This window comes from Enterobacter cloacae complex sp. 6730903 (assembly GCF_048283985.1).
Classification (GTDB): domain Bacteria; phylum Pseudomonadota; class Gammaproteobacteria; order Enterobacterales; family Enterobacteriaceae; genus Enterobacter; species Enterobacter hormaechei_C.
Map to the genome: position 1 here is coordinate 31,327 of NZ_JBLVXX010000013.1, position 22,065 is coordinate 53,391.

General features: G+C 57.1%; 22 protein-coding genes. 12 read left to right on the forward strand and 10 right to left on the reverse strand.

Going from position 1 to position 22,065, the window contains the following annotated elements:
- Nucleotides 1-126: 126 nt before the first annotated feature.
- Together ACNQ0W_RS09185 and pabB are read right to left on the reverse strand one after the other, a co-directional pair.
- Nucleotides 127-705, reverse strand: coding sequence for a CoA pyrophosphatase (locus ACNQ0W_RS09185; protein WP_017384324.1), 579 nt, complete (start codon nucleotides 703-705; stop codon nucleotides 127-129).
- On the reverse strand, nucleotides 702-2,036 hold the full coding sequence (gene pabB / locus ACNQ0W_RS09190) for an aminodeoxychorismate synthase component 1 (RefSeq protein WP_062933487.1): 1,335 nt from the start codon (nucleotides 2,034-2,036) through the stop codon (nucleotides 702-704). Before pabB ends, ACNQ0W_RS09185 begins: the two co-directional genes overlap by 4 nt.
- 61 nt (nucleotides 2,037-2,097) lie before the next feature.
- Here pabB and ACNQ0W_RS09195 point away from each other — a divergent pair, with 61 nt between their 5' ends.
- Nucleotides 2,098-2,280, forward strand: a complete 183-nt coding sequence (locus ACNQ0W_RS09195; RefSeq protein WP_003859925.1) for a YoaH family protein — start codon at nucleotides 2,098-2,100, stop codon at nucleotides 2,278-2,280.
- Nucleotides 2,281-2,285: 5 nt separating this feature from the next.
- On the opposite strand, the gene ACNQ0W_RS09200 is transcribed toward ACNQ0W_RS09195, so the two are convergent.
- On the reverse strand, nucleotides 2,286-2,630 hold the full coding sequence (locus ACNQ0W_RS09200) for a RidA family protein (protein ID WP_003859927.1): 345 nt from the start codon (nucleotides 2,628-2,630) through the stop codon (nucleotides 2,286-2,288).
- Nucleotides 2,631-2,763: 133 nt separating this feature from the next.
- On the opposite strand from ACNQ0W_RS09200, the gene ACNQ0W_RS09205 reads away from it, so the two are divergent.
- From ACNQ0W_RS09205 to rnd, 5 genes are all read left to right on the forward strand, one after another.
- Nucleotides 2,764-4,674: an ATP-dependent DNA helicase gene (locus ACNQ0W_RS09205; protein WP_023303884.1), complete on the forward strand. Its 1,911-nt coding sequence runs from the start codon at nucleotides 2,764-2,766 to the stop codon at nucleotides 4,672-4,674.
- Between the two features lie 66 nt (nucleotides 4,675-4,740).
- Nucleotides 4,741-5,436, forward strand: a complete 696-nt coding sequence (tsaB, locus tag ACNQ0W_RS09210; RefSeq protein WP_062933490.1) for a tRNA (adenosine(37)-N6)-threonylcarbamoyltransferase complex dimerization subunit type 1 TsaB — start codon at nucleotides 4,741-4,743, stop codon at nucleotides 5,434-5,436.
- A gap of 37 nt (nucleotides 5,437-5,473) precedes the next feature.
- The gene (locus ACNQ0W_RS09215) at nucleotides 5,474-6,055 is read left to right on the forward strand and encodes a Slp family lipoprotein (protein WP_062933491.1); all 582 of its coding nucleotides are present in this window, start codon (nucleotides 5,474-5,476) and stop codon (nucleotides 6,053-6,055) included.
- A gap of 203 nt (nucleotides 6,056-6,258) precedes the next feature.
- Complete coding sequence (gene fadD / locus ACNQ0W_RS09220; protein WP_003859933.1) at nucleotides 6,259-7,944, forward strand: long-chain-fatty-acid--CoA ligase FadD; 1,686 nt, start codon at nucleotides 6,259-6,261, stop codon at nucleotides 7,942-7,944.
- An 83-nt stretch (nucleotides 7,945-8,027) separates the two neighbouring features.
- On the forward strand, nucleotides 8,028-9,143 hold the full coding sequence (rnd, locus tag ACNQ0W_RS09225) for a ribonuclease D (RefSeq protein WP_122959317.1): 1,116 nt from the start codon (nucleotides 8,028-8,030) through the stop codon (nucleotides 9,141-9,143).
- 86 nt (nucleotides 9,144-9,229) lie between these two features.
- Here the strand turns inward: rnd and minE are convergent, their stop codons facing one another.
- Genes minE through minC form a run of 3 tightly spaced genes read right to left on the reverse strand, consistent with a single transcriptional unit; the run spans nucleotide 9,230 to nucleotide 11,042 of the window.
- Nucleotides 9,230-9,496 (reverse strand): cell division topological specificity factor MinE, encoded by a 267-nt coding sequence (minE, locus tag ACNQ0W_RS09230; RefSeq protein ID WP_003859937.1) that lies wholly within the window; start codon nucleotides 9,494-9,496, stop codon nucleotides 9,230-9,232.
- A 3-nt stretch (nucleotides 9,497-9,499) separates the two neighbouring features.
- A complete protein-coding gene (gene minD / locus ACNQ0W_RS09235; protein WP_003859938.1) occupies nucleotides 9,500-10,312 on the reverse strand; it encodes a septum site-determining protein MinD in 813 nt (270 codons plus the stop codon).
- A gap of 22 nt (nucleotides 10,313-10,334) precedes the next feature.
- The gene (gene minC / locus ACNQ0W_RS09240) at nucleotides 10,335-11,042 is read right to left on the reverse strand and encodes a septum site-determining protein MinC (protein ID WP_017384318.1); all 708 of its coding nucleotides are present in this window, start codon (nucleotides 11,040-11,042) and stop codon (nucleotides 10,335-10,337) included.
- A gap of 123 nt (nucleotides 11,043-11,165) precedes the next feature.
- Between minC and ACNQ0W_RS09245 the strand changes: the two genes are divergently transcribed.
- The 3 genes from ACNQ0W_RS09245 to ACNQ0W_RS09255 all read left to right on the forward strand — a co-directional run bounded on the left by ACNQ0W_RS09245 (nucleotide 11,166) and on the right by ACNQ0W_RS09255 (nucleotide 12,682).
- Complete coding sequence (locus ACNQ0W_RS09245) at nucleotides 11,166-11,441, forward strand: YcgL domain-containing protein (protein ID WP_006810982.1); 276 nt, start codon at nucleotides 11,166-11,168, stop codon at nucleotides 11,439-11,441.
- A gap of 47 nt (nucleotides 11,442-11,488) precedes the next feature.
- Nucleotides 11,489-12,148 carry a fumarylacetoacetate hydrolase family protein gene (locus tag ACNQ0W_RS09250; RefSeq protein WP_062933492.1) on the forward strand — a complete coding sequence of 220 codons (660 nt, stop codon included), beginning with the start codon at nucleotides 11,489-11,491 and terminating at the stop codon, nucleotides 12,146-12,148.
- Between the two features lie 93 nt (nucleotides 12,149-12,241).
- Nucleotides 12,242-12,682, forward strand: a complete 441-nt coding sequence (locus ACNQ0W_RS09255; protein ID WP_015570314.1) for a YcgN family cysteine cluster protein — start codon at nucleotides 12,242-12,244, stop codon at nucleotides 12,680-12,682.
- A 99-nt stretch (nucleotides 12,683-12,781) separates the two neighbouring features.
- Here the strand turns inward: ACNQ0W_RS09255 and dsbB are convergent, their stop codons facing one another.
- The gene (gene dsbB, locus ACNQ0W_RS09260; protein WP_032622423.1) at nucleotides 12,782-13,312 is read right to left on the reverse strand and encodes a disulfide bond formation protein DsbB; all 531 of its coding nucleotides are present in this window, start codon (nucleotides 13,310-13,312) and stop codon (nucleotides 12,782-12,784) included.
- A gap of 46 nt (nucleotides 13,313-13,358) precedes the next feature.
- The gene (nhaB, locus tag ACNQ0W_RS09265; RefSeq protein ID WP_062933493.1) at nucleotides 13,359-14,897 is read right to left on the reverse strand and encodes a Na(+)/H(+) antiporter NhaB; all 1,539 of its coding nucleotides are present in this window, start codon (nucleotides 14,895-14,897) and stop codon (nucleotides 13,359-13,361) included.
- Nucleotides 14,898-15,098: 201 nt separating this feature from the next.
- Here nhaB and fadR point away from each other — a divergent pair, with 201 nt between their 5' ends.
- Nucleotides 15,099-15,818, forward strand: a complete 720-nt coding sequence (fadR, locus tag ACNQ0W_RS09270; RefSeq protein WP_015570315.1) for a fatty acid metabolism transcriptional regulator FadR — start codon at nucleotides 15,099-15,101, stop codon at nucleotides 15,816-15,818.
- Between the two features lie 109 nt (nucleotides 15,819-15,927).
- Here the strand turns inward: fadR and ACNQ0W_RS09275 are convergent, their stop codons facing one another.
- The gene (locus ACNQ0W_RS09275; protein ID WP_062933494.1) at nucleotides 15,928-17,460 is read right to left on the reverse strand and encodes a SpoVR family protein; all 1,533 of its coding nucleotides are present in this window, start codon (nucleotides 17,458-17,460) and stop codon (nucleotides 15,928-15,930) included.
- Nucleotides 17,461-17,781: 321 nt separating this feature from the next.
- Between ACNQ0W_RS09275 and ACNQ0W_RS09280 the strand changes: the two genes are divergently transcribed.
- Nucleotides 17,782-19,080, forward strand: a complete 1,299-nt coding sequence (locus ACNQ0W_RS09280) for a D-amino acid dehydrogenase (RefSeq protein WP_062933495.1) — start codon at nucleotides 17,782-17,784, stop codon at nucleotides 19,078-19,080.
- A gap of 9 nt (nucleotides 19,081-19,089) precedes the next feature.
- Nucleotides 19,090-20,160, forward strand: coding sequence for a catabolic alanine racemase DadX (gene dadX, locus ACNQ0W_RS09285; protein WP_003859954.1), 1,071 nt, complete (start codon nucleotides 19,090-19,092; stop codon nucleotides 20,158-20,160).
- A gap of 98 nt (nucleotides 20,161-20,258) precedes the next feature.
- Here the strand turns inward: dadX and ACNQ0W_RS09290 are convergent, their stop codons facing one another.
- Nucleotides 20,259-21,992 (reverse strand): potassium/proton antiporter, encoded by a 1,734-nt coding sequence (locus ACNQ0W_RS09290; RefSeq protein WP_180261500.1) that lies wholly within the window; start codon nucleotides 21,990-21,992, stop codon nucleotides 20,259-20,261.
- Nucleotides 21,993-22,065 lie beyond the last annotated feature (73 nt).

Below are 22,065 nucleotides of genomic sequence, written 5' to 3' on the forward strand. Positions count from 1 at the left end.
TGTAAGAGGGAACACTAACCTCGGCTTAACTATTCACATGAATTAAACTAATGGTTAACGATGGTTTTGCTAATAGCGCGACGCCGATCGCAAACCTGCCAGAAAAGGGTGGAATGTAAAGTATAGTCAAGGCTTCAGGCCGATTTGCAGTGCCAGCTCACGAATGATGCCTGCCGTCATGCCCCAGACAAAATAATGCTGATACCACGACAGCCAGACCCGATGATCGTGTCCGCGGCGGTGAATATCCAGCGGGTGATAGCGGCCCAGACGAAGGGCCTCTTCCAGCGGCATTTCGAACACCGCTGAAACTTCATCGACGCTGGCGTGATACTGAAGATCGGGCGGAATAATGCCAACGACCGGCGTGACCTGAAAACCGGTTACGCTGTCCACTGGCGGCAGCACGCCGATCACCTCGACCGCCTCCGGGGGGATCGCCACTTCCTCATGCGCCTCACGCAGCGCGGCGGCAATCAGGGATGCATCGGTGCTGTCCACCGCGCCGCCCGGGAACGCAACCTGACCGGCGTGTTTTCGCATATGCGGTGAGCGCTGGGTAAGCAACAGACCCGGCTGCTCACGACGCACGACCGGGATCAGCACCGCCGCCTGACGTTGATTCAGCGTGGCGCGGTTAACCTGGGGCCGCAGAAGCTGAAAGCGCGACAGAAAATCATCCAGCGTCAGGTTGTCTTTCTTCACCGTGAGTTCTCCAGTTGCTTCAGGATACGATTCACTTTATCAAAGGTTTCCTGATATTCCGCCTCCGCCTGGCTGTCGGCCACAATGCCACCGCCTGCGGAACAGTACAGGTTACCGTCGCAGGCCGTCAGGGTGCGAATAGTGATGCTGGTATCCATGGTGCCGCAGAGGCTCACATAGCCGATGCTGCCGCACCAGGCGTTGCGCCGATGCGGTTCCAGTTCGTCGATGATCTCCATCGCCCGGACCTTCGGCGCGCCGGTGATGGAGCCGCCCGGAAACGCGGCGCGGAGCAGATCGCAGGCGGTTCGCGAGGCTGGCAGGCGTGCGGTGATGGTGCTGACCAGATGATGCACCGCCGGGAATGGCTCCACGACGAACAGCTCCGGCACGCGCACGCTGCCCGGCTCGGCGACGCGGCCAATATCATTGCGCATCAGATCGACAATCATCAGGTTTTCAGCGCGATCTTTCGGCGAAGCTGCCAGCGTCTTCGCCTGCTGGCGGTCGGCGTCGGGGTTGGCAAGGCGCGGCAGGGTGCCCTTTATCGGGCGGGTCTGAATCATACCGTCAGCCAGGTGAATAAAACGCTCAGGCGAAAGGCTGAGGATGGCGCCGTGTTCAAGGCGTAAAAATGCGCTGAACGGGGCCTTATTGCTGGCATTGAGGCGGGTAAACGCCTGCCATTCGTCTCCCTCGTACGCCGCCTGGAAACGCTGGGCTAGGTTGACCTGATAACAGTCGCCGCTGTGAAGATACGCCTGCACGCGGGAGAATTTTTCCGCGTATTCCTCCGCGCTCATGTTCGAGCGCCAGCCGGAGGTCAGCATAAAGCGTTCCGGGGCGGCGGGCCGTTGCGCCTCAAGCCAGGACAGACGCGCCTGCACGTCCCGGTGGCTTAGCAGAGAAACCGTCTGCTTACGGTGATCCACGATCAGCGCCCAGTCATACAGCCCCACCGCCATATCCGGCAGGGAAATATCCGCCTGCGCATGCTCGGGCAGCGTTTCGAAACGGCGACCCAGATCGTAACCAAACAGGCCCAGCGCGCCCCCCTGGAAAGGCAGATCCGGATCCGGTGTGGCAGATAAGCCCAGAGCCTGGATCTCGTTCTGAAGCCGCATCAGCGGATCGTCCGTTGGCGATAGCGCATCGGTCGTCAGCGTTTTAACCGGGTCGGCCACCAGAATATCAAAGCGGCTGTAGGGGTGATTCGCATGGCCGGAGTGCAGCAGCATGGCAAAAGGAAGGTGGCTCAGACGGGCAAACCAGAACTCGGCGGCGTCTGCACGCCAGGGCAAGGTCATAACAGTGGGGAAGCGCATGTTCATGTATGGCATACTACCGGGCAGCGTGAAATAATTAGCGCGAATAATTTAGCAGGAGTTAACGATGTTTGCAGGTTTACCTTCTCTCAGCCATGACCAACAGCAGAAAGCCGTTGAACGTATTCAGGAGCTGATGTCCCAGGGGATGAGCAGCGGACAGGCAATTTCCCAGGTCGCGGAAGAACTTCGCGCCACCCATACCGGCGAGCGGATCGTGGCGCGCTTTGAGGATGAAGATGAAGAATAACCGGCTTACACTGCCGCGATAATCTTGATCTCAACCTTATATTCCGGTTTCATCAGCGTGGCCTGTACGGTGCAGCGTACAGGCGCGTGACCCGCCACCACCCACGCATCCCAGGCTTTATTCATCGCCGCAAAATCGTCTTTATTCGCCAGAAAAATCGTCGCATCCAGAATGCGGGATTTATCGCTGCCCTGTTTTTCCAGAACGGCGTCGATCTGCGCCAGGGTGTTCGCGGTCTGCTCGAAGGCGTCAGCGTCCAGATTGGCAGGGACGCCGGTGTAGTACAGCGTCTGGTTGTGGATCACCACATCAGACCAGCGGGCTTCGGCATCAATGCGCGTAATTGTCATAAACGTATCCTCGTTATCTTTCGTCGTCAGGCGGCAAGACTGCCATAATGTTCCGCCGTCGTCACTATTTGGGGTGGCACCGGAGAGAAGGGGCTGACATAATCCCTGTGCAAAAATACAGTGAGAGAACACCGTGGCAGACGATTTTTCCCCAGAAGGTCAGTTAGCACAGGCTATTCCCGGCTTTAAACCGCGCGAACCCCAACGTCAGATGGCGCATGCCGTTGCGCACGCTATCGACAAGGCGCAGCCGTTGGTCGTGGAGGCCGGTACCGGTACGGGGAAAACCTACGCTTACCTCGCTCCTGCGCTGCGGGCGAAAAAAAAGGTGATCATCTCTACGGGATCAAAAGCGCTCCAGGATCAGCTCTACAGCCGCGACTTACCCACGGTGGCGAAAGCGCTGAAATACAAAGGGCGTCTGGCCTTGCTGAAAGGGCGTTCTAACTACCTGTGTCTGGAGCGTCTTGAACAGCAGGCGCTGGCGGGCGGCGACCTGCCGGTACAAACCCTGAGCGATGTGATCGTCCTGCGCGCCTGGGCCAACCAGACGGAGGAGGGGGACATCAGCACCTGCGCGAGCGTGCCGGAAGACTCCCCTGCCTGGCCGCTGGTGACCAGCACCAATGACAACTGCCTCGGCAGCGACTGCCCGCTGTATAAAGACTGTTTTGTAGTGAAAGCGCGTAAAACCGCGATGGACGCCGACGTGGTGGTGGTGAACCATCACCTGTTTCTTGCGGATATGGTGGTCAAGGACAGTGGTTTCGGCGAGCTGATCCCGGAGGCGGAGGTGATGATCTTCGATGAAGCCCATCAGCTACCGGACATCGCCAGCCAGTATTTTGGTCAGTCGCTCTCCAGCCGCCAGCTTCAGGATCTGGCGAAAGATATTACCATTGCCTATCGCACCGAACTCAAAGATACCCAGCAGTTGCAGAAGTGCGCGGACCGCCTGGCGCAATGCGCACAGGATTTCCGCTTACAGCTTGGCGAGCCGGGCTATCGCGGCAACCTGCGCGAACTGCTCGCAGACAAAAATATCCAGCGCGCGCTGCTGCTGCTCGATGATGCCCTTGAACTCTGTTACGACGTGGCGAAGCTGTCCCTCGGACGTTCAGCGCTGCTGGACGCCGCTTTCGAGCGCGCCACGCTCTACCGTGGGCGGCTGAAGCGGCTGAAAGAGATCAACCAGCCGGGCTACAGCTACTGGTACGAATGTACCTCGCGCCACTTCACCCTGGCGCTCACGCCGCTGACCGTTGCTGATAAATTCAAAGAGGTGATGGCGCAAAAGCCCGGCACCTGGGTCTTTACCTCGGCTACGCTGTCGGTCAATGACGATCTGCACCACTTTACCGAGCGCCTCGGCATTGAGCAGGCGGAATCCCTGCTTCTGCCGAGCCCGTTCGACTATGAGAAACAGGCGCTGCTGTGCGTGCCGCGCAATCTGCCGCTGCCTAACCAGCCGGGCGCGGCGCGCCATCTGGCGGCCATGCTGAAGCCGATGATCGAGGCCAACAACGGGCGCTGCTTTATGCTCTGCACCTCACACGCCATGATGCGCGATCTGGCCGAGCAGTTCCGCGCCACCATGACGCTACCGGTGCTGTTGCAGGGGGAAACCAGTAAAGGCCAGCTGCTCCAGCAGTTTGTCAGCGCGGGTAATGCCCTGCTGGTGGCGACCAGCAGCTTCTGGGAAGGGGTGGACGTGCGCGGCGATACGCTCTCGCTGGTGATTATCGATAAGCTGCCGTTCACATCGCCGGACGATCCGCTTCTGAAAGCGCGCATGGAGGATTGCCGTCTGCGCGGGGGCGATCCGTTCGACGACGTTCAGCTGCCGGACGCGGTCATCACGCTTAAACAGGGGGTAGGGCGACTGATCCGCGACGTCACTGACCGCGGGGTGCTGGTGATCTGCGACAACCGCCTGGTGATGCGTCCCTACGGCGCCACCTTCCTCGCCAGCCTGCCGCCCGCGCCGCGCACGCGCGATATTAAACGCGCGGTCCGCTTCCTGGCGAACCCGACGGCGGAGTAATTCTTCCCGGAGTGTGTTAAGATGCGCGCCATTTTGTGACTGACCATTGCGAGAGCGCGACGACTGATGCGAATTCTGGCTATTGATACCGCGACAGAGGCCTGTTCCGTTGCCCTGTGGAACGACGGTACGACTTTTGCTCATTTCGAAGAGTGCCCACGGGAACACACCCAACGTATTCTGCCCCTGGTAAAAACCATTTTAACCGAGGGCAACACCGCCCTGACTGACCTCGACGCGCTGGCCTACGGCCGTGGCCCGGGCAGCTTTACGGGCGTACGTATCGGGATAGGCATTGCGCAGGGGCTGGCGCTGGGCGCTGACCTGCCGATGATCGGCGTCTCAACGCTTGCGACCATGGCTCAGGGCGCCTGGCGCATGACCGGCGCCACCCGCGTGCTGGCTGCGATTGATGCCCGCATGGGGGAAGTCTACTGGGCGGAGTACATCCGTGATGAAAACGGCGTCTGGCACGGCGAAGAGACGGAAGCGGTGCTTAAACCTGACGCCGTCACCGGGCGCCTGAAACAGCTCTCCGGTGAGTGGGCGACGGTCGGAACCGGCTGGCCGGCATGGCCGGAGATGGCGAGCGGCACCGGCCTTACGCTGGTGGACGGTAACATGCTCCTGCCTGCCGCAGAGGATATGCTGCCGATTGCCTGTCAGCTGCTTGCCGCAGGAAAAACCGTGGCGGTTGAACATGCTGAACCGGTTTATTTACGAAACACCGTCGCGTGGAAGAAACTTCCTGGCCGCGAGTGAATCTCAGTAACAGGAACTGAGAAAAAGGAGTCGCATCATGGCGGTTCAGACTAAAGTTGTACGCTTTTTTATGGCAGGCGCGGTTGCCATAGCACTGAGCGGGTGCGTCACCGTTCCTGATGCGATCAAGGGCACCAGCCCGACGCCACAGCAGGATCTGGTACGCGTGATGAATGCCCCGGAGCTGTATGCCGGGCAGGAAGCGCGGTTTGGCGGCAAGGTGGTTGAAGTGCTAAACCAGCAGGGGAAAACCCGGCTGGAGATTGCCACCGTTCCGCTGGACGACGGCGCGCGGCCTGTTCTGGGTGAAGCCTCGCGCGGGCGGATCTACGCTGACGTCAGCGGCTTCCTCGATCCGGTAGATTTCCGCGGGCAACTGGTGACCGTCGTCGGGCCGATTACCGGTTCGGTGGCGGGGAAAATCGGCAATACGCCATACAAATTTATGACCATGCAGGTGAACGGCTACAAACGCTGGCGTATCGCCCAGCAGGTGGTGATGCCGCCACAGCCTATCGATCCGTGGATGTGGGGTCCGCATCCGTATCGTTACGGCTACGGTGGCTGGGGTTGGTACAATCCAGGCCCTGCACAGGTTCAAACAATCGTAACTGAGTAACTTACTGTTATTGTTAGGAAAGAGACAGCGGCTCAGCCGCTGTCTCTGTTTTTTTACGGATAAAACGAAAAAAAAGAGTGACGCGCTTCGCAACCTGCAATCTGAACAATTAATAAACTGGTACGCTGAGTTAATATAATGTTAACAAACTGTTTATTATCGGGGCTGTGATGACGACGAACACTCATTTCAGAGGTGATGCATTGAAAAAGGTTTGGCTTAACCGTTATCCCGCGGATGTCCCTGCGGAGATCAATCCTGACCGTTATCAATCCCTGATTGAATTATTTGAACACTCGGTACGGCGCTACGCTGACCAGCCTGCATTTGTGAATATGGGCGAAGTGATGACCTTCCGTAAGCTGGAAGAGCGCAGCCGGGCGTTTGCGGCCTATTTACAGGAAGGGTTGGGCTTGCAGAAAGGGGATCGCGTCGCGCTGATGATGCCAAACCTGCTGCAATACCCGGTGGCGTTGTTCGGGATCCTCAGGGCAGGGATGATCGTGGTTAACGTTAACCCGCTCTATACCCCGCGCGAGCTGGAACATCAGTTGAATGACAGCGGCGCGGCGGCGATTGTGATTGTCTCCAACTTTGCCCACACGCTGGAAAAAGTGGTTGAAAAAACCCAGGTTAAGCACGTCATCCTGACGCGCATGGGCGACCAGCTCTCTACCGCGAAAGGTACGCTGGTCAACTTTGTCGTTAAATACGTTAAGCGGCTGGTGCCGAAATACCACCTGCCGGATGCCATCTCCTTCCGCCGTGCCCTGCATGCGGGCTACAGGATGCAGTACGTGAAGCCGGAGATCGTGTCTGAGGATCTGGCCTTCCTGCAATACACGGGCGGCACCACCGGCGTGGCGAAAGGGGCGATGCTGACCCACCGTAACATGCTGGCGAACCTTGAGCAGGTTAATGCCACCTACGGACCGCTGCTGCATCCAGGCAAGGAGCTGGTGATCACCGCGCTTCCGCTGTATCACATTTTTGCGCTGACCATGAACTGCCTGCTGTTTATCGAGCTTGGCGGTCAAAACGTACTGATCACCAACCCGCGCGACATTCCGGGGCTGGTCAAAGAGCTGGCGAAATACCCGTTCACCGCCATGACCGGCGTGAACACCCTGTTTAACGCGCTGCTTAACAATAAAGAGTTCCAGCAGCTCGATTTCTCCACGCTGCACCTCTCTGCGGGCGGCGGGATGCCGGTTCAGCAGGCGGTTGCCGAGCGCTGGGTGAAACTCACCGGGCAATATCTGCTGGAAGGCTATGGCCTGACGGAGTGCGCCCCGCTGGTCAGCGTTAACCCGCATGATATCGACTACCACAGCGGCAGTATCGGTCTGCCGGTCCCGTCGACGGAAGCAAAACTGGTGGATGATGAGGATAACGAAGTGCCTCACGGCGAGCCAGGAGAGCTGTGCGTCAGAGGGCCGCAGGTGATGCTGGGTTACTGGCAACGTCCGGATGCCACGGATGAGATCATCAAAGACGGCTGGCTGCACACGGGCGACATCGCGGTGATGGATGACGAAGGCTTCCTGCGCATCGTCGATCGCAAGAAAGACATGATCCTGGTGTCAGGGTTTAACGTCTATCCGAACGAAATCGAAGACGTGGTGATGCAGCACAGCGGCGTGCTGGAAGTGGCGGCGGTGGGCGTTCCTTCCGGCAGCAGCGGTGAAGCGGTGAAGATATTTGTGGTCAAGAAAGATCCTTCTCTTACCGAGGATGCGCTGATAACGTTTTGTCGCCGTCAGCTAACGGGCTATAAAGTGCCGAAGCTGGTGGAATTCCGGGATGAGCTGCCGAAATCCAACGTCGGGAAGATATTACGACGAGAATTACGTGACGAAGCCCGTGCCAAAGTGGACAATAAGGCCTGAGCTTCACGTTAATCGCCCAGACGCCGGTTAAGCCGGCGTTTTTTATGGGCGCAAACAAAAGAGAGTCCGATTTGAATTACCAGATGATCACTACCAACGACGAGCTGGCTTCGCTGTGCGAGGTGACGCGTGAATTTCCTGCTATCGCCCTGGATACGGAATTTGTCCGCACCCGAACGTACTATCCGCAGCTGGGTCTGATTCAGATGTATGACGGCAAACACGTGTCGTTGATTGACCCCCTCGGCATTACCGACTGGGCGCCAATGCGCGAGCTGTTGCTGGATACCGCCGTGACCAAATATCTGCACGCGGGCAGTGAAGATCTGGAAGTCTTTCTCAACACCTTTGGCATTATGCCGCAGCCGCTGATTGATACCCAGATCCTCGCGGCGTTCAGCGGTCGTCCGCTCTCCTGGGGTTTTGCGGCGATGGTGGAAGAGTACACCGGTCTGACGCTGGATAAGAGCGAATCGCGTACCGACTGGCTCGCACGTCCGCTAACGGCGCGTCAGCTTGAATACGCCGCGGCAGACGTCTTTTACCTTCTTCCAATTGCCGGCCAGCTCATGAAAGAGGCTGAGGCGTCCGGTTGGCTGTCTGCCGCGCTGGACGAGTGCCGCATGACGCAGCAGCGTCGTCAGGAAGTGGTTGATCCGAAAGAAGCCTGGCGTGACATCACCAATGCCTGGCAGCTGCGCACCCGCCAGCTGGCCTGTCTGCAACTGCTGGCTGACTGGCGTCTGCGTAAAGCGCGTGAGCGCGATCTGGCGGTTAACTTCGTGGTGCGTGAAGAGCACCTGTGGGCGGTGGCGCGCTATATGCCGGGTAGCCTTGGCGAACTGGACAGCATTGGCCTTTCCGGAAGTGAGATCCGTTTCCACGGTAAAACGCTGCTCGCGCTGGTAGAGAAAGCTCAGCAACTGCCAGAGGACGCACTGCCAGAACCGCTGCTTAACCTGATGGATATGCCGGGCTACCGCAAGGCGTTCAAAGACATCAAAGCGCTGGTGCAGACGGTGGCGGGGGAAAGCAAACTGAGTGCCGAACTGCTGGCTTCACGTCGTCAGATTAACCAGCTGCTGAACTGGCACTGGAAGTTGAAACCGCAAAATGGTTTACCGGAACTGGTCGCCGGATGGCGGGGGGAACTGATGGCCGAACGCCTGAATACCCTGCTGGAAGGGTATCCGCGCTAAAGAATTGTAGCCCCGGTAAGCGCAGCGCCACCGGGGAAATTGCCGGGCGGCGCGATGCTTACCCGGCCTACAAAACCACAAACGGATTAACGCGACTCTTCCGCTTCCGGAAGCGTCACGTTCAGCTCCAGAATCGAAATATCCCCGTCTTTTTGCTCCAGCTGAACGGTGACCATTTCCGGGTCAATCTGCACGTATTTGCAGATCACTTCCAGAATGTCTTTGCGCAGCTGCGGCAGGTAGTGCGGTTCGGCGTCGCTACGACGACGTTCCGCCACAATGATTTGCAGACGTTCTTTTGCGATGTTGGCGGTGCTTTTTTTCCGCGAGAGAAAAAAGTCCAGTAATGCCATAACTTATCCTCCGAACAGGCGTTTGAGGAAACCTTTCTTCTCTTCTTCAATGAAGCGGAAAGGACGTTCTTCTCCCAGCAGACGGTCAACGGTATCCGCATACGCTTTACCCGCGTCTGCCTGTGTATCCAGGATCACGGGCTCGCCCTGGTTAGAGGCGCGCAACACGGACTGATCTTCCGGGATCACGCCAACCAGTTTGATGCGCAGGATCTCCAGCACGTCTTCCATGCTCAGCATGTCACCTTTGTTCACCCGGCCCGGGTTGTAGCGGGTCAGCAGCAGGTGCTCTTTGATTGGCTCCTGGCCATTTTCCGCGCGACGGGATTTCGAGGCCAGAATGCCGAGAATACGGTCGGAGTCACGTACTGACGAGACTTCCGGGTTGGTGGTGATGATGGCTTCATCCGCGAAGTAGAGCGCCATCAGCGCGCCGGTTTCGATACCGGCCGGGGAGTCGCAGACCACGAAGTCGAACTCCATCTTTTTCAGATCGTCGAGCACCTTTTCCACGCCTTCGCGGGTCAGGGCGTCTTTATCACGGGTCTGGGACGCCGGAAGAATGTAGAGGTTCTCGGTACGCTTATCTTTAATCAGCGCCTGGTTAAGGGTGGCATCGCCCTGAATGACGTTCACGAAGTCATACACCACGCGACGCTCGCAACCCATGATCAGGTCCAGGTTACGCAGACCGATATCGAAGTCGATTACGACGGTTTTCTTTCCCTTCTGGGCCAAACCAGTAGCGATGGCCGCGCTGGAGGTGGTCTTGCCAACGCCTCCTTTACCCGAAGTCACAACAATAATGCGTGCCATAGAAATTCCTTGTTAAAAGGGATCAATTTAACGGTTGAACGGTCAAAGCGTTATCTGCCAGTTGCAGACGGGCCGCTTTGCCATAAAATTCGGCTGGGATTTTATCGCTCAGCCAATATTCACCTGCGATAGACACCAGTTCTGCCGTCAGGTGAGTACAAAAAATTTGTGCTTCTCGATCGCCGCTGGCGCCCGCAAGCGCACGCCCACGCATCATACCGTAAACGTGAATATTGCCATCTGCAATCAGTTCAGCGCCCGCACTGACGTGGCTTGTAACAATCAGATCACAGTTTGGCGCATAAATGCGCTGACCGGAACGAACCGGCAGATCAATCAATCGCGTTTTTGTGACTGGGGCTACATTTTGCGCCGGAGGCGGGGGAGCGGGAACGGTTGCAGGCGTTGCACGCGGGGCTTTTTCTTTGCCCTCGTTTAACAAGGGCAAACCCGCGCGTTCAATTTCGGCTTTTAACTCTGCGTCTTTGCAGCCGCTAATGCCCACGATGCGCAACCCCGTGGAGGCGACGGCCTGCTGGAGCCGCTTCCAGTTAACCGGCCCCTCAAGGTCGCTTACATTGACGACAACAGGAGCATGCTTAAGGAAAGCGGGAGCCTGCGCGATTTTGTCTTCTAACGCCTGACGAATAACCTCGGGTTTTGCATCATGCAAATGAACCACTGATAAGGTGAAGCTACTGCCTTTAAGCTCGATGGGCGTATTTGACATCCTGGCCTTACTCAATTTGCTATTAACCGCAACACATCGCTGCGATATTCCGAAGAGTATCAGGCATGTTATAGTCAGGAGTATATTGAGGCAAGCAACCACCCGTTAATTCAGAGTAAAAACATGTTTTGTGTGATCTACAGAAGTACCAGCCGCGACCAGACCTACCTTTATGTCGAAAAGAAAGACGATTTTTCCCGCGTGCCTGAAGAATTAATGAAAAGCTTTGGCCGACCGCAGCTGGCGATGCTGCTGCCGCTGGACGGCCGTAAGAAGCTGGTGAACGCCGATCTGGAGAAAGTCAAAAAGGCGTTAACCGAGCAGGGCTATTATTTACAGCTTCCGCCGCCACCGGAGAATTTATTAAAACAGCATCTTGAGGTGAGCGGAAAGAAATAAGCCCGGGTCTTTCCGGGAACAACTCATCAACCGATTAGGGGTCGACCATGTATCAACATCATAACTGGCAAGGTGCATTACTGGATTATCCCGTCAGCAAAGTGGTCTGCGTGGGCAGCAACTATGCAAAACATATTCAGGAGATGGGCAGCGCCGTGCCGGAAGAGCCGGTTCTGTTTATTAAGCCAGAAACCGCACTGTGCGATATTCGCCAGCCGCTGGTTCTGCCGCAGGGACTGGGCTCGGTGCATCATGAAGTGGAGCTGGCGGTGCTGATCGGCGCGACGCTGCGCCAGGCCACTGAAGAACACGTAGAGAAAGCGATTGCGGGTTACGGTGTCGCGCTCGACCTCACGCTGCGCGACGTCCAGGGCAAAATGAAGAAAGCGGGGCAGCCGTGGGAAAAAGCCAAGGGTTTTGATAATTCATGCCCGATTTCCGGTTTCGTTCCGGTGAGTGAATTTACCGACGATCCGCAGAACACGCCCCTCAGCCTGAAGGTCAACGGCGAGCTCCGCCAGCAGGGAACGACCGCTGACATGATCCATAAGATCGTTCCGCTGATTGCTTACATGAGCCGCTTCTTCACCCTGAAACCCGGCGACGTGATCCTCACCGGCACCCCGGAAGGTGTGGGGCCGCTGCACAGTGGCGACGAGCTGGACGTCAGTTTTAACGGCCTGTCGCTGAAAACCCGCGTACTGTAAAAGCACCTTGCCGCCTGAAAAGGGCGGCAAAACTTGCATCAACGTGCCAGACTCGTTATAAGGTGCGCTCTATTTTGACGTGTGGACATCCCGATGAACGACATTCCTTTCTGGCAAAGCAAAACTCTCGACGACATGACCGACGCGGAGTGGGAATCGTTGTGTGACGGCTGCGGGCAGTGCTGCCTGCATAAGCTGATGGATGAAGATTCGGACGAGATCTATTTCACCAACGTTGCCTGCAAGCAGTTAAACATCAAAACCTGCCAGTGCCGCAACTACGAGCGCCGTTTCGAATATGAGCCGGACTGCATCAAGTTAACCCGTGAAAATCTGCCAACCTTTGAGTGGTTGCCGCATACCTGCGCGTATCGCCTGCTGGCGGAAGGAAAGGATCTGCCCACATGGCATCCGCTGTTGACGGGGTCGAAAGCGGCGATGCACGGTGAACGTATTTCCGTGCGCCACATTGCGGTGAAAGAGTCCGAGGTGCGGGACTGGGAAGACCACATTATGAATCACCCTAATCGGTGATAATAAAAAACCCGCCGAGGCGGGTTTTTTATTATTCACAATTGTGTCGGGTGGCGCTGCGCTTACCCGACCTGCAAAACTGACGTTGCCGTTTTGCTTTTACCGTCCAAAAAGATCGCGTTTCTTTGGTTTGAACGGCTGGGCAATCAGCACCAGCAGCGCCACCACAAAGTAGGCGACAAAAATGCCCACCAGCCACTGAGGCATCTCCAGCGTCAGAAATTCCCACTGGCGTACAGAGCAGTCACCGGAAGCCACAAATACCTGCGGCAGCCATTTATCCAGCGGCAGCCAGCTCGGGAAGCGGGCGGCAAAATCGCAGGTCATAAACGGCGACGGGTGAAGCTGCATCTGGGTGTGCTCCCAGGCAAGCGCAATGCCTTTCCCGGCGCTGTACAGCCAGATGGCAATGGCCGCATAGCGTAACGGTGTTTTGGGTGCAATCGCACCTACCAGACCCGCGCCCATAATGCCGAACAGCGCACAACGCTCATAAATACACAGTACGCAAGGTTTCAGCCCCATCACATGCTGAAACCACAGCGCAACCATTTCCAGCGCAAAGGCGGTCAGGGCCATCAACAACCACGCTCCGCGACCGCGTGAGCACTGGTTCAAAAATCGCAACATAATCATTTCCCTGGAACATGCTTAGACAGCGCAGTGTAAACGAATTTTAATGCGCCGCAAGTATACCTGCTTGCAACAACCATTGCGTACAGGGAACGAGAGTAATTTTGATGCACAGCAAACCAACCAGGGTAAGCACCAGCGTATATGGCAGCGCCATCCAGACCATTCTTCCATAAGAAAGTCGTATGAGTGGCGCCAGCGCCGAGGTCAGCAGGAAGAGGAATGCCGCCTGACCGTTCGGGGTTGCCACGGAGGGGAGATTGGTTCCGGTGTTGATCGCCACCGCCAGCAGCTCGAACTGTTCACTGCTGACAATCCCTTGCTCCATCGCGGCTTTGGCCTCATTGATGTATACCGTACCGACAAAGACGTTATCGGATATAGAGGACAACAGACCGTTAAACAAATAGAACAGCGTTAGCTGCGAATCTGGCGTGGCCTGAAGCACAAACGCGATGATCGGCGCGAACAGATGTTGGTCAATAATCACCGCCACGACGGCGAAAAACACCGCCAGCAGGGCGGTAAACGGCAGCGCGTCGGTAAAGGCTTTTCCGATAGCATGTTCGTCCGTAACGCCGCTCAGGCTGGTTGCAAGGATAATTACCGACAGGCCAATCAGCCCCACCTCGGCAAGGTGGAAGGCCAGCGCAGCGATAAGCCACACGCCGATGAAACCCTGTGCAATCAGGCGCAGCGTCTCCTGGCGCGTGCGCTGTTTGCGGCTCTGCTCGTCAAACTTATGCAGCTCCTGGCGGACCTGATCGGGCAACTTCGCGCCATACCCAAAGAGGTTGAATTTTTCGACCAGCACACAGGTTGCTAACCCGCAGACCAGCACGGGCACGCTGACCGGCGCCATGCGCAGGAAAAATTCGCCAAAATGCCACTCAGCCGCTTTGGCGATAATCAGGTTTTGCGGCTCCCCGACCATGGTCATCACGCCGCCCAGCGCCGTCCCCACGCCCGCATGCATCATCAGGCTGCGCAGAAACGCGCGGAACTGTTCCAGCACATCGCGGTTGTGCGCCTCAACGTGGCTGTCGTCCTGCAAGTTATCGCCAGGACGCGACGAGGCCACCCGGTGGTAAATCCCGTAAAAGCCGACGGCGACGCTGATCACCACCGCAACGACCGTCAGCGCATCCAGGAAGGCAGAGAGGAAGGCCGCGGCGAGGCAAAACGCCAGCGAGAGCAGCGTTTTCGACGGAATGCTCAGCAGCAAACGGGTGAAGATAAACAGCAGAAGCTGCTTCATAAAGTAGATCCCCGCCACCATGAAGATCAGCAGCAGCAGGACTTCAAGATTCGACGCTATCTCGTTTTTAACATGCTCCGCGCTGGTCATGCCAATGACCACGGCTTCCAGCGCCAGCAGCCCGCCGGGCAACAGCGGATAGCACTTCAGCGCCATCGCCAGGGTAAAGATAAACTCGGCGACCAACATCCACCCGGCAACGAAGGGATCCAGCAAAAAGATAACGGGATTAACGACCAGGAATACCAGTAAAGTGAGTTTGTACCAGTCAGGTGACTGACCTAAAAAGTTGCGCCACAGCGCGCGCCCAAATGAAATTTCCACGACAGACGTCCTTTCCCCGTCAAATAAGACAAGACATCAGTATACGCAAAAATGGCGGCAGAGCGGGGGATTAAGCCATTTGTAAATTTCATAAAAATGAAACGGCGATCCCTCTTTTCTGTCTCTGCTGCGCTATCTGCCTCTGCGCGCCTCTGGTATGATGAGTGCAATTTGCCAAAGCTGTGTAATGGAAATCTCACTATGGTCATTAAGGCGCAGAGCCCGGCGGGTTTCGCGGAAGAGTACATCATTGAAAGCATCTGGAATAATCGTTTCCCTGCGGGATCAATTCTACCTGCTGAACGCGAACTCTCTGAACTGATTGGCGTCACCCGTACCACGCTGCGAGAAGTGCTCCAGCGTCTGGCGCGCGATGGCTGGTTGACGATACAGCATGGCAAACCCACTAAGGTGAACAACTTCTGGGAAACGTCCGGGCTGAACATTCTGGAAACGCTGGCGCGTCTCGACCACGAAAGCGTACCGCAGCTGATTGATAATCTGCTTTCCGTGCGCACCAACATCGCCACCATTTTCATCCGCACCGCGTTTCGTCAGCACCCTGAAGATGCGCTGAAGGTGCTTGCCACCGCTAATGAGGTGGAAGATCACGCGGATGCCTTTGCGACCCTGGATTACAACGTGTTCCGCGGTCTGGCGTTTGCTTCCGGCAATCCGGTTTACGGTCTGATCCTGAATGGAATGAAAGGGTTATATACGCGCATTGGTCGTCACTACTTTGCTAACCCTGAAGCCCGCAGCCTGGCGCTTGGCTTCTACCATAAACTGAGCAAACTCTGCACCGAAGGGCTGCACGATCAGGTCTATGAAACGGTGCGTCGTTACGGCCACGACTCCGGTGAAATCTGGCACCGGATGCAGAAAACGCTGCCGGGTGATTTAGCGATTCAGAGTCGCTAAAATAAAAAACCTCTCGATTGAGAGGTTTTTTTTCGCCCGGTGGCGCTTCGCTTACCGGGCCTACAAAACCCGTAGGCCGGGTAAGGCGTAGCCGCCACCCGGCAACAAACTACAGCGTATTCATCCGCGCCGGACACCGCTCCAGCAGCTCCACGCTGCCATCTTCGTTCTGCTGCTCCAGCAACACGTCAAATCCCCACAGACGATGCACGTGCTTCAGCACTTCCTTACGCCCCTTATCCAGCGGCGCGCGGTTGTGCGGAATATAGCGCAACGTCAGGGAGCGGTCGCCGCGCAGATCCACGTTCCAGACCTGAATGTTAGGTTCAAGATTACTCAGGTTGTACTGGGACGACAGGCGCGAGCGGATCTCGCGATAGCCCTCTTCGTTGTGGATCGCGGAGATCTCCAGGAAGTTGTTGCGGTCATCATCCAGTACGGTGAAGAAGCGGAAATCACGCATGATCTTCGGCGACATGAACTGGCTGATAAAGCTCTCATCCTTAAAATCACGCATCGCGAAGTGCAGCGTTTCCAGCCAGTCGGAACCGGCAATATCCGGAAACCAGTATTTGTCCTCTTCGGTGGGCGACTGACAAATACGCTTGATATCCTGGAACATGGCAAAGCCGAGCGCGTACGGGTTAATGCCGCTGTACCACGGGCTGTTATATGCCGGCTGGAATACCACGTTGGTGTGGCTGTGCAGAAACTCCATCATAAACCGCTCGGTGACTTTTCCTTCGTCGTACAGATGGTTAAGAATGGTGTAGTGCCAGAAGGTCGCCCAGCCTTCGTTCATCACCTGGGTCTGCTTCTGCGGATAGAAATACTGGCTCACCTTGCGCACGATGCGCAGGATCTCACGCTGCCACGGCTCCAGCAGCGGGGCGTTTTTCTCCATAAAGTAGAGCAGGTTTTCCTGCGGCTCGGAAGGGTAGCGACGCGCCTCGGCGACGGTTTTCTCCTCTTCACGTTTTGGCAGGGTGCGCCACAGCATATTCACCTGGCTTTGCAGATACTCCTCGCGGCTCTTCTGCCGGGCTTTCTCTTCCTGCAATGAGATCTTCTGCGGACGCTTATAGCGGTCAACGCCGTAGTTCATCAACGCGTGGCAGGAGTCCAGCAGCTTCTCCACCTCGTCCACGCCGTAGCGCTCTTCGCAGTCGGTAATGTATTTGCGGGCGAAGATTAGATAATCGACGATGGAGCTGGCGTCCGTCCAGCTGCGGAACAGGTAGTTATTTTTGAAGAACGAGTTATGTCCATAGCAGGCGTGCGCCATCACCAGCGCCTGCATGGTAATGGTGTTCTCCTCCATCAGATAGGCAATACACGGGTTAGAGTTAATGACGATTTCATACGCCAGTCCCTGCTGCCCGTGCTTATACAGCCGCTCTGTCTCAATGAATTTTTTACCAAACGACCAGTGCGGATAGTTAATCGGCATCCCGACGCTGGAGTAAGCGTCCATCATCTGTTCCGAGGTGATGACTTCAATCTGATGGGGGTAGGTATCCAGACGATAGAGTTTGGCCACCCGGTCGATCTCCGCCAGGTAGACATCCAGCAACTCGAAGGTCCAGTCGGGTCCATCGCTCAGACGGGTGCTGTCCCTGGACATGGAATCTAGTGTAGCCATTAGCGCGCCCTCGTTGTTGGTCGCTCTCTCTGACTGGAGAGCCTCCTTTCAAGCATAGATCACCCCATTCAAATACGCGGGGCGCAGAAATTTTTTCTTTGCGATTTCGCGTTTTCGATACGGCAAAAAAAGCGGTGCTCACAGAATTTTCTACTGGTTAAAAATAACGCGCAGCAGGAGATCCCAAATAAGCGCCATCCCCTTATACAGCGGGATATGTGAGTTGAGTCACCATAAAAAAGTCATATGTTGAATAATATTTTCAACTAGGTTATCAATCTGTAATTAGATGATTGTTCTTTTGCTCATAATGGAGTGGCTATGCGTGTTGTCATACTGGGAAGTGGTGTCGTTGGCGTAACCAGCGCCTGGTATTTAAGTCAGGCGGGACATGAGGTTACCGTTATCGATCGCGAATCCGGTCCGGCGCTGGAAACCAGTGCGGCGAATGCGGGGCAAATCTCCCCGGGCTACGCTGCGCCGTGGGCGGCCCCGGGCGTTCCGCTGAAGGCGATCAAATGGATGTTTCAGCGACATGCGCCGCTGGCGATAAGTCTTGACGGCACGCAGTTCCAGCTTAAGTGGATGAGGCAGATGCTGCGCAACTGCGACACCCGCCACTACATGGAAAACAAAGGGCGCATGGTGCGGCTGGCGGAATACAGCCGTGATTGCCTGAAAGCGCTGCGTGCCTCAACGGGCATTGAATATGAAGGGCGTCAGGGCGGCACGCTTCAGCTGTTCCGTACCGCGCAACAGTACGAAAACGCGACCCGCGATATCGCCGTGCTTGAAGATGCGGGCGTACCGTATCAGCTGCTGGAAGCCAGCCAGCTGGCGCAGGTGGAGCCAGCGCTTGCCGAGGTCGCGCACAAGCTGACGGGCGGTCTGCGTTTACCGAACGATGAAACCGGCGACTGCCAGCTTTTCACCCAGCGTCTGGCGCGCATGTGTGAGCAGGCCGGGGTGAAATTCCGCTTCAATACTTCTGTCGACAAACTGCTGTCGGAAGGGGAGAAGATTTACGGCGTGAAGTGTGGGGAAGAGGTAATTAAAGCCGATGCCTACGTGATGGCGTTTGGCTCCTACTCAACCGCGATGCTGAAAGGCATCCTGGATATCCCGGTCTATCCGCTGAAAGGCTACTCCCTGACCATTCCTGTGAAAGAGGACAGCGGCGCGCCGGTCTCGACCATTCTCGATGAAACCTACAAAATCGCCATCACCCGCTTCGATAACCGGATCCGCGTCGGCGGCATGGCGGAAATCGTAGGCTTCAATACCGAGCTGCTCAAACCGCGTCGTGAAACGCTGGAGATGGTCGTGGGCGATCTCTTCCCGCGCGGCGGCTTCATTGAGCAGGCAACGTTCTGGACCGGCCTGCGCCCAATGACCCCGGACGGCACGCCGATTGTGGGCCGTACGCCATACAAAAATCTGTGGACCAACACCGGCCACGGCACGCTTGGCTGGACCATGGCCTGCGGTTCGGGCCAGCTGCTGAGCGACCTGATCTCCGGGCGGACGCCGGCAATTCCGTTTGACGATTTGAGCGCCGCACGCTATCAATCAGGGTTTACCCCATCGCGTCCACAACACCTGCACGGCGCGCATAATTAAGGAGTCGCAATGTCCCGTCCTATTCTGGCCCAGCTGGATTTGCAGGCGCTGAAGGATAACCTGCAAATTGTTCGCCGTGCTGCGCCGGGTTCTCGTGTCTGGTCGGTGGTGAAAGCCAACGCCTACGGTCATGGTATCGACCGTATCTGGAGTGCGCTCGGCGCCACCGATGGTTTTGCCTTGCTGAATCTGGAAGAGGCCATCCTGCTGCGCGAGCGCGGCTGGAAAGGACCGATCCTGCTGCTGGAAGGATTCTTCCATGCGCAGGATCTGCCTCTGCTGGATAAGTACCGCCTGACGACCAGCGTTCACAGTAACTGGCAGATTAAGGCCATTCAGGACGCGAAGCTGCATGCCCCGCTGGATATCTATCTCAAAGTGAACAGCGGGATGAACCGTCTGGGCTTCCAGCCTGAACGGGTGCACACGGTCTGGCAGCAGCTTCGTGCGCTGAAAAATGTCGGTGAGATGACGCTGATGGCGCATTTCGCCGATGCGGAAAAGCCGGACGGCATTGCCGATGCCATGGTCCGCATTGAGCAGGCGGCAGAAGGGCTGGACTGTCCGCGCTCGCTGTCGAACTCAGCGGCAACGCTCTGGCATCCCGAGGCGCACTACAACTGGGTGCGTCCGGGGATCGTTCTGTACGGCGCGTCACCCTCAGGTCAGTGGCAGGATATCGCCAACAGCGGCCTGAAGCCGGTGATGACGTTACGAAGCGAGATTATCGGCGTGCAGACGTTAAAAGCGGGCGATACGGTGGGTTATGGCAGCCGCTATCGGGCAGCGGGCGAGCAGCGCATCGGTATCGTGGCAGGGGGCTATGCAGATGGTTATCCGCGCATCGCCCCGAGCGGCACGCCGGTGTGGGTCGATGGCGTGCGCACCGGCACGGTAGGCACCGTCTCAATGGACATGCTGGCCATTGATTTAACGCCGTGTCCCCAGGCGGGGATCGGGTCACCGGTTGAGCTGTGGGGCAACGAGGTTAAAATTGATGATGTGGCCGCTGCGGCGGGCACCGTCGGGTATGAACTGATGTGCGCGCTGGCGCCAAGAGTGCCTGTTGTGACGGTGTAACTTGTGTGTGTGTGCCGGGTGGCGGCTTCGCCTTACCCGGCCTACAAAAGCCCGAATGTAGGCCGGGTAAGCGTTAGCGTCACCCGGCAAAAAAGCAGCTACTCCGCCTCCTCCTCCATCGGCCTGACGCCGACTTTACGCACCGCGTTATCTTCTTTCTCCGCTACCGTCCAGATCATCCCGGCAAACTCCACCTGGTCACCGACGACCGGCGCAGCCCCTAATAATTGCTGAATAATTTCACCCAGGGTTTGCTGGTTATCGCGATTCTCCAGTCCACCTTCCAGGCCATAAATCAGCGCCACATCCGCAAAGCGGGCGCTGGCTTCGAGGATAAAATCGCCGAAGAAACGCTGATCCAGGGCCACCGGGGGCGACTGGCTGAACAGCTTGCCGAGGGCAGGCAGGTCGCGCTCGCGGCCAATCACGCAGAGAATATCGTTCTCACGCAGCCGCGTGCTGCCGGTCGGGTGCAGCAGGGCGTTATCCCGGAACAGGGCGGCAATGCGCGTTTCAGCGGGCATATGCAGATCGCGCAGGGACGCCCCCACGCACCACTTATCGGCGCTTAGCTGGTAGACAAACTGTTCCCAGGGGTTCTCAGGGTGAATATCCAGCCCCACGCGGGAGACCGGCCAGCCAATGGGCGGTACCACCACTTTGGCTTTTTTCGCCGCCCAGCCCAGCGACGTCCCCTGGAACAGCAGCGACACCAGCACCACGAAGAAGGCGACGTTGAAGAACAGGCGGGCGTTGTCCAGCCCGGCCATCATCGGGAACACGGCCAGAATAATCGGCACCGCGCCGCGCAGCCCCACCCAACTGATAAATATCCGCTCACGCAGGTTAAACCCGCGGAAAGGCAGCAGCCCGGCAAACACCGACAGCGGACGGGCGAAGAAGATCATCCAGGCCGACAAAAGCAGCGCCGGTACGGCGATAGGCAGCAGGTCCGACGGCGTCACCAGCAGGCCCAGCACCAGGAACATGGCGATCTGCGCCAGCCAGGCCAGACCGTCGAAGTTCTGCAAAATGGCGTGACGGTTGCGAATCGGTCGGTTGCCCATCAGGAAACCACAAAGGTAAACCGCCAGAATACCGCTGCCGTCCAGCGCGGTGGTGACGGCAAAGATCAGGATCCCACCGCTCAGGGCCAGCAGCGGGTAAAGGCCGGAAGGCAGCGTAATACGGTTGATCGTCTGCTGTAACAGGTAACCGCCGCCGAGACCAATGATAATCCCGAGGCCAAACTGCTGGAGGATGTGCCAGGCGAACATCCAGCTCAGGCCGGTTTCGTGCTGCTGGATCATCTCAATCAGGGTGATGGTCAGGAACACCGCCATCGGATCGTTGCTGCCGGATTCAATCTCCAGCGTGGAGCCAACGCGTTCGTTCAGCCCCTTGCCGCCGAGCAGGGAGAAAACCGCCGCCGCATCGGTAGAGCCGACAATCGCGCCAATCAGCAGGCCTTCCATTATATCGAGGTTAAACAGCCAGGCCGCCATCATACCGGTCAGGCCGGAGGTGATCAGCACGCCGACGGTCGCCAGAGACAGCGCCGGACCTAAGGCAACGCGAAACGAACTTGCCTGGGTGCGCATGCCGCCGTCCAGCAGAATCACCGCCAGCGCGAGGTTACTCACCATATAGGCGAAAGGGTAATTATCGAAGGGGATACCGCCGATACCGTCGATCCCGGCAAGCATGCCGATAGCCAGGAAAATGACAAGAATAGGTATGCCAAGACGCGATGAAAATGAACTTAATAAAATGCTGAAGGTTACCAGGATGGAACCCAGAATGAAAAGACTGATTATCGCTGTGGCACCCAATGTTGTCTTACTCCCACCTCAATGTGAACGCTGTTATTAAAACCCTAACATATTAACAACGTTAACAGCGTTT

Coding starts and splice junctions, on each gene's coding strand:
- pabB (WP_062933487.1), bottom strand. CDS start 2,036: ATGAACATGCGCTTCCCCACTGTTATGACCTTGCCCTGGCGTGCAGAC.
- ACNQ0W_RS09195 (WP_003859925.1), top strand. CDS start 2,098: ATGTTTGCAGGTTTACCTTCTCTCAGCCATGACCAACAGCAGAAAGCC.
- ACNQ0W_RS09200 (WP_003859927.1), bottom strand. CDS start 2,630: ATGACAATTACGCGCATTGATGCCGAAGCCCGCTGGTCTGATGTGGTG.
- tsaB (WP_062933490.1), top strand. CDS start 4,741: ATGCGAATTCTGGCTATTGATACCGCGACAGAGGCCTGTTCCGTTGCC.
- ACNQ0W_RS09215 (WP_062933491.1), top strand. CDS start 5,474: ATGGCGGTTCAGACTAAAGTTGTACGCTTTTTTATGGCAGGCGCGGTT.
- rnd (WP_122959317.1), top strand. CDS start 8,028: ATGATCACTACCAACGACGAGCTGGCTTCGCTGTGCGAGGTGACGCGT.
- minE (WP_003859937.1), bottom strand. CDS start 9,496: ATGGCATTACTGGACTTTTTTCTCTCGCGGAAAAAAAGCACCGCCAAC.
- minD (WP_003859938.1), bottom strand. CDS start 10,312: ATGGCACGCATTATTGTTGTGACTTCGGGTAAAGGAGGCGTTGGCAAG.
- minC (WP_017384318.1), bottom strand. CDS start 11,042: ATGTCAAATACGCCCATCGAGCTTAAAGGCAGTAGCTTCACCTTATCA.
- ACNQ0W_RS09245 (WP_006810982.1), top strand. CDS start 11,166: ATGTTTTGTGTGATCTACAGAAGTACCAGCCGCGACCAGACCTACCTT.
- ACNQ0W_RS09250 (WP_062933492.1), top strand. CDS start 11,489: ATGTATCAACATCATAACTGGCAAGGTGCATTACTGGATTATCCCGTC.
- ACNQ0W_RS09255 (WP_015570314.1), top strand. CDS start 12,242: ATGAACGACATTCCTTTCTGGCAAAGCAAAACTCTCGACGACATGACC.
- dsbB (WP_032622423.1), bottom strand. CDS start 13,312: ATGTTGCGATTTTTGAACCAGTGCTCACGCGGTCGCGGAGCGTGGTTG.
- fadR (WP_015570315.1), top strand. CDS start 15,099: ATGGTCATTAAGGCGCAGAGCCCGGCGGGTTTCGCGGAAGAGTACATC.
- ACNQ0W_RS09275 (WP_062933494.1), bottom strand. CDS start 17,460: ATGGCTACACTAGATTCCATGTCCAGGGACAGCACCCGTCTGAGCGAT.
- ACNQ0W_RS09280 (WP_062933495.1), top strand. CDS start 17,782: ATGCGTGTTGTCATACTGGGAAGTGGTGTCGTTGGCGTAACCAGCGCC.
- dadX (WP_003859954.1), top strand. CDS start 19,090: ATGTCCCGTCCTATTCTGGCCCAGCTGGATTTGCAGGCGCTGAAGGAT.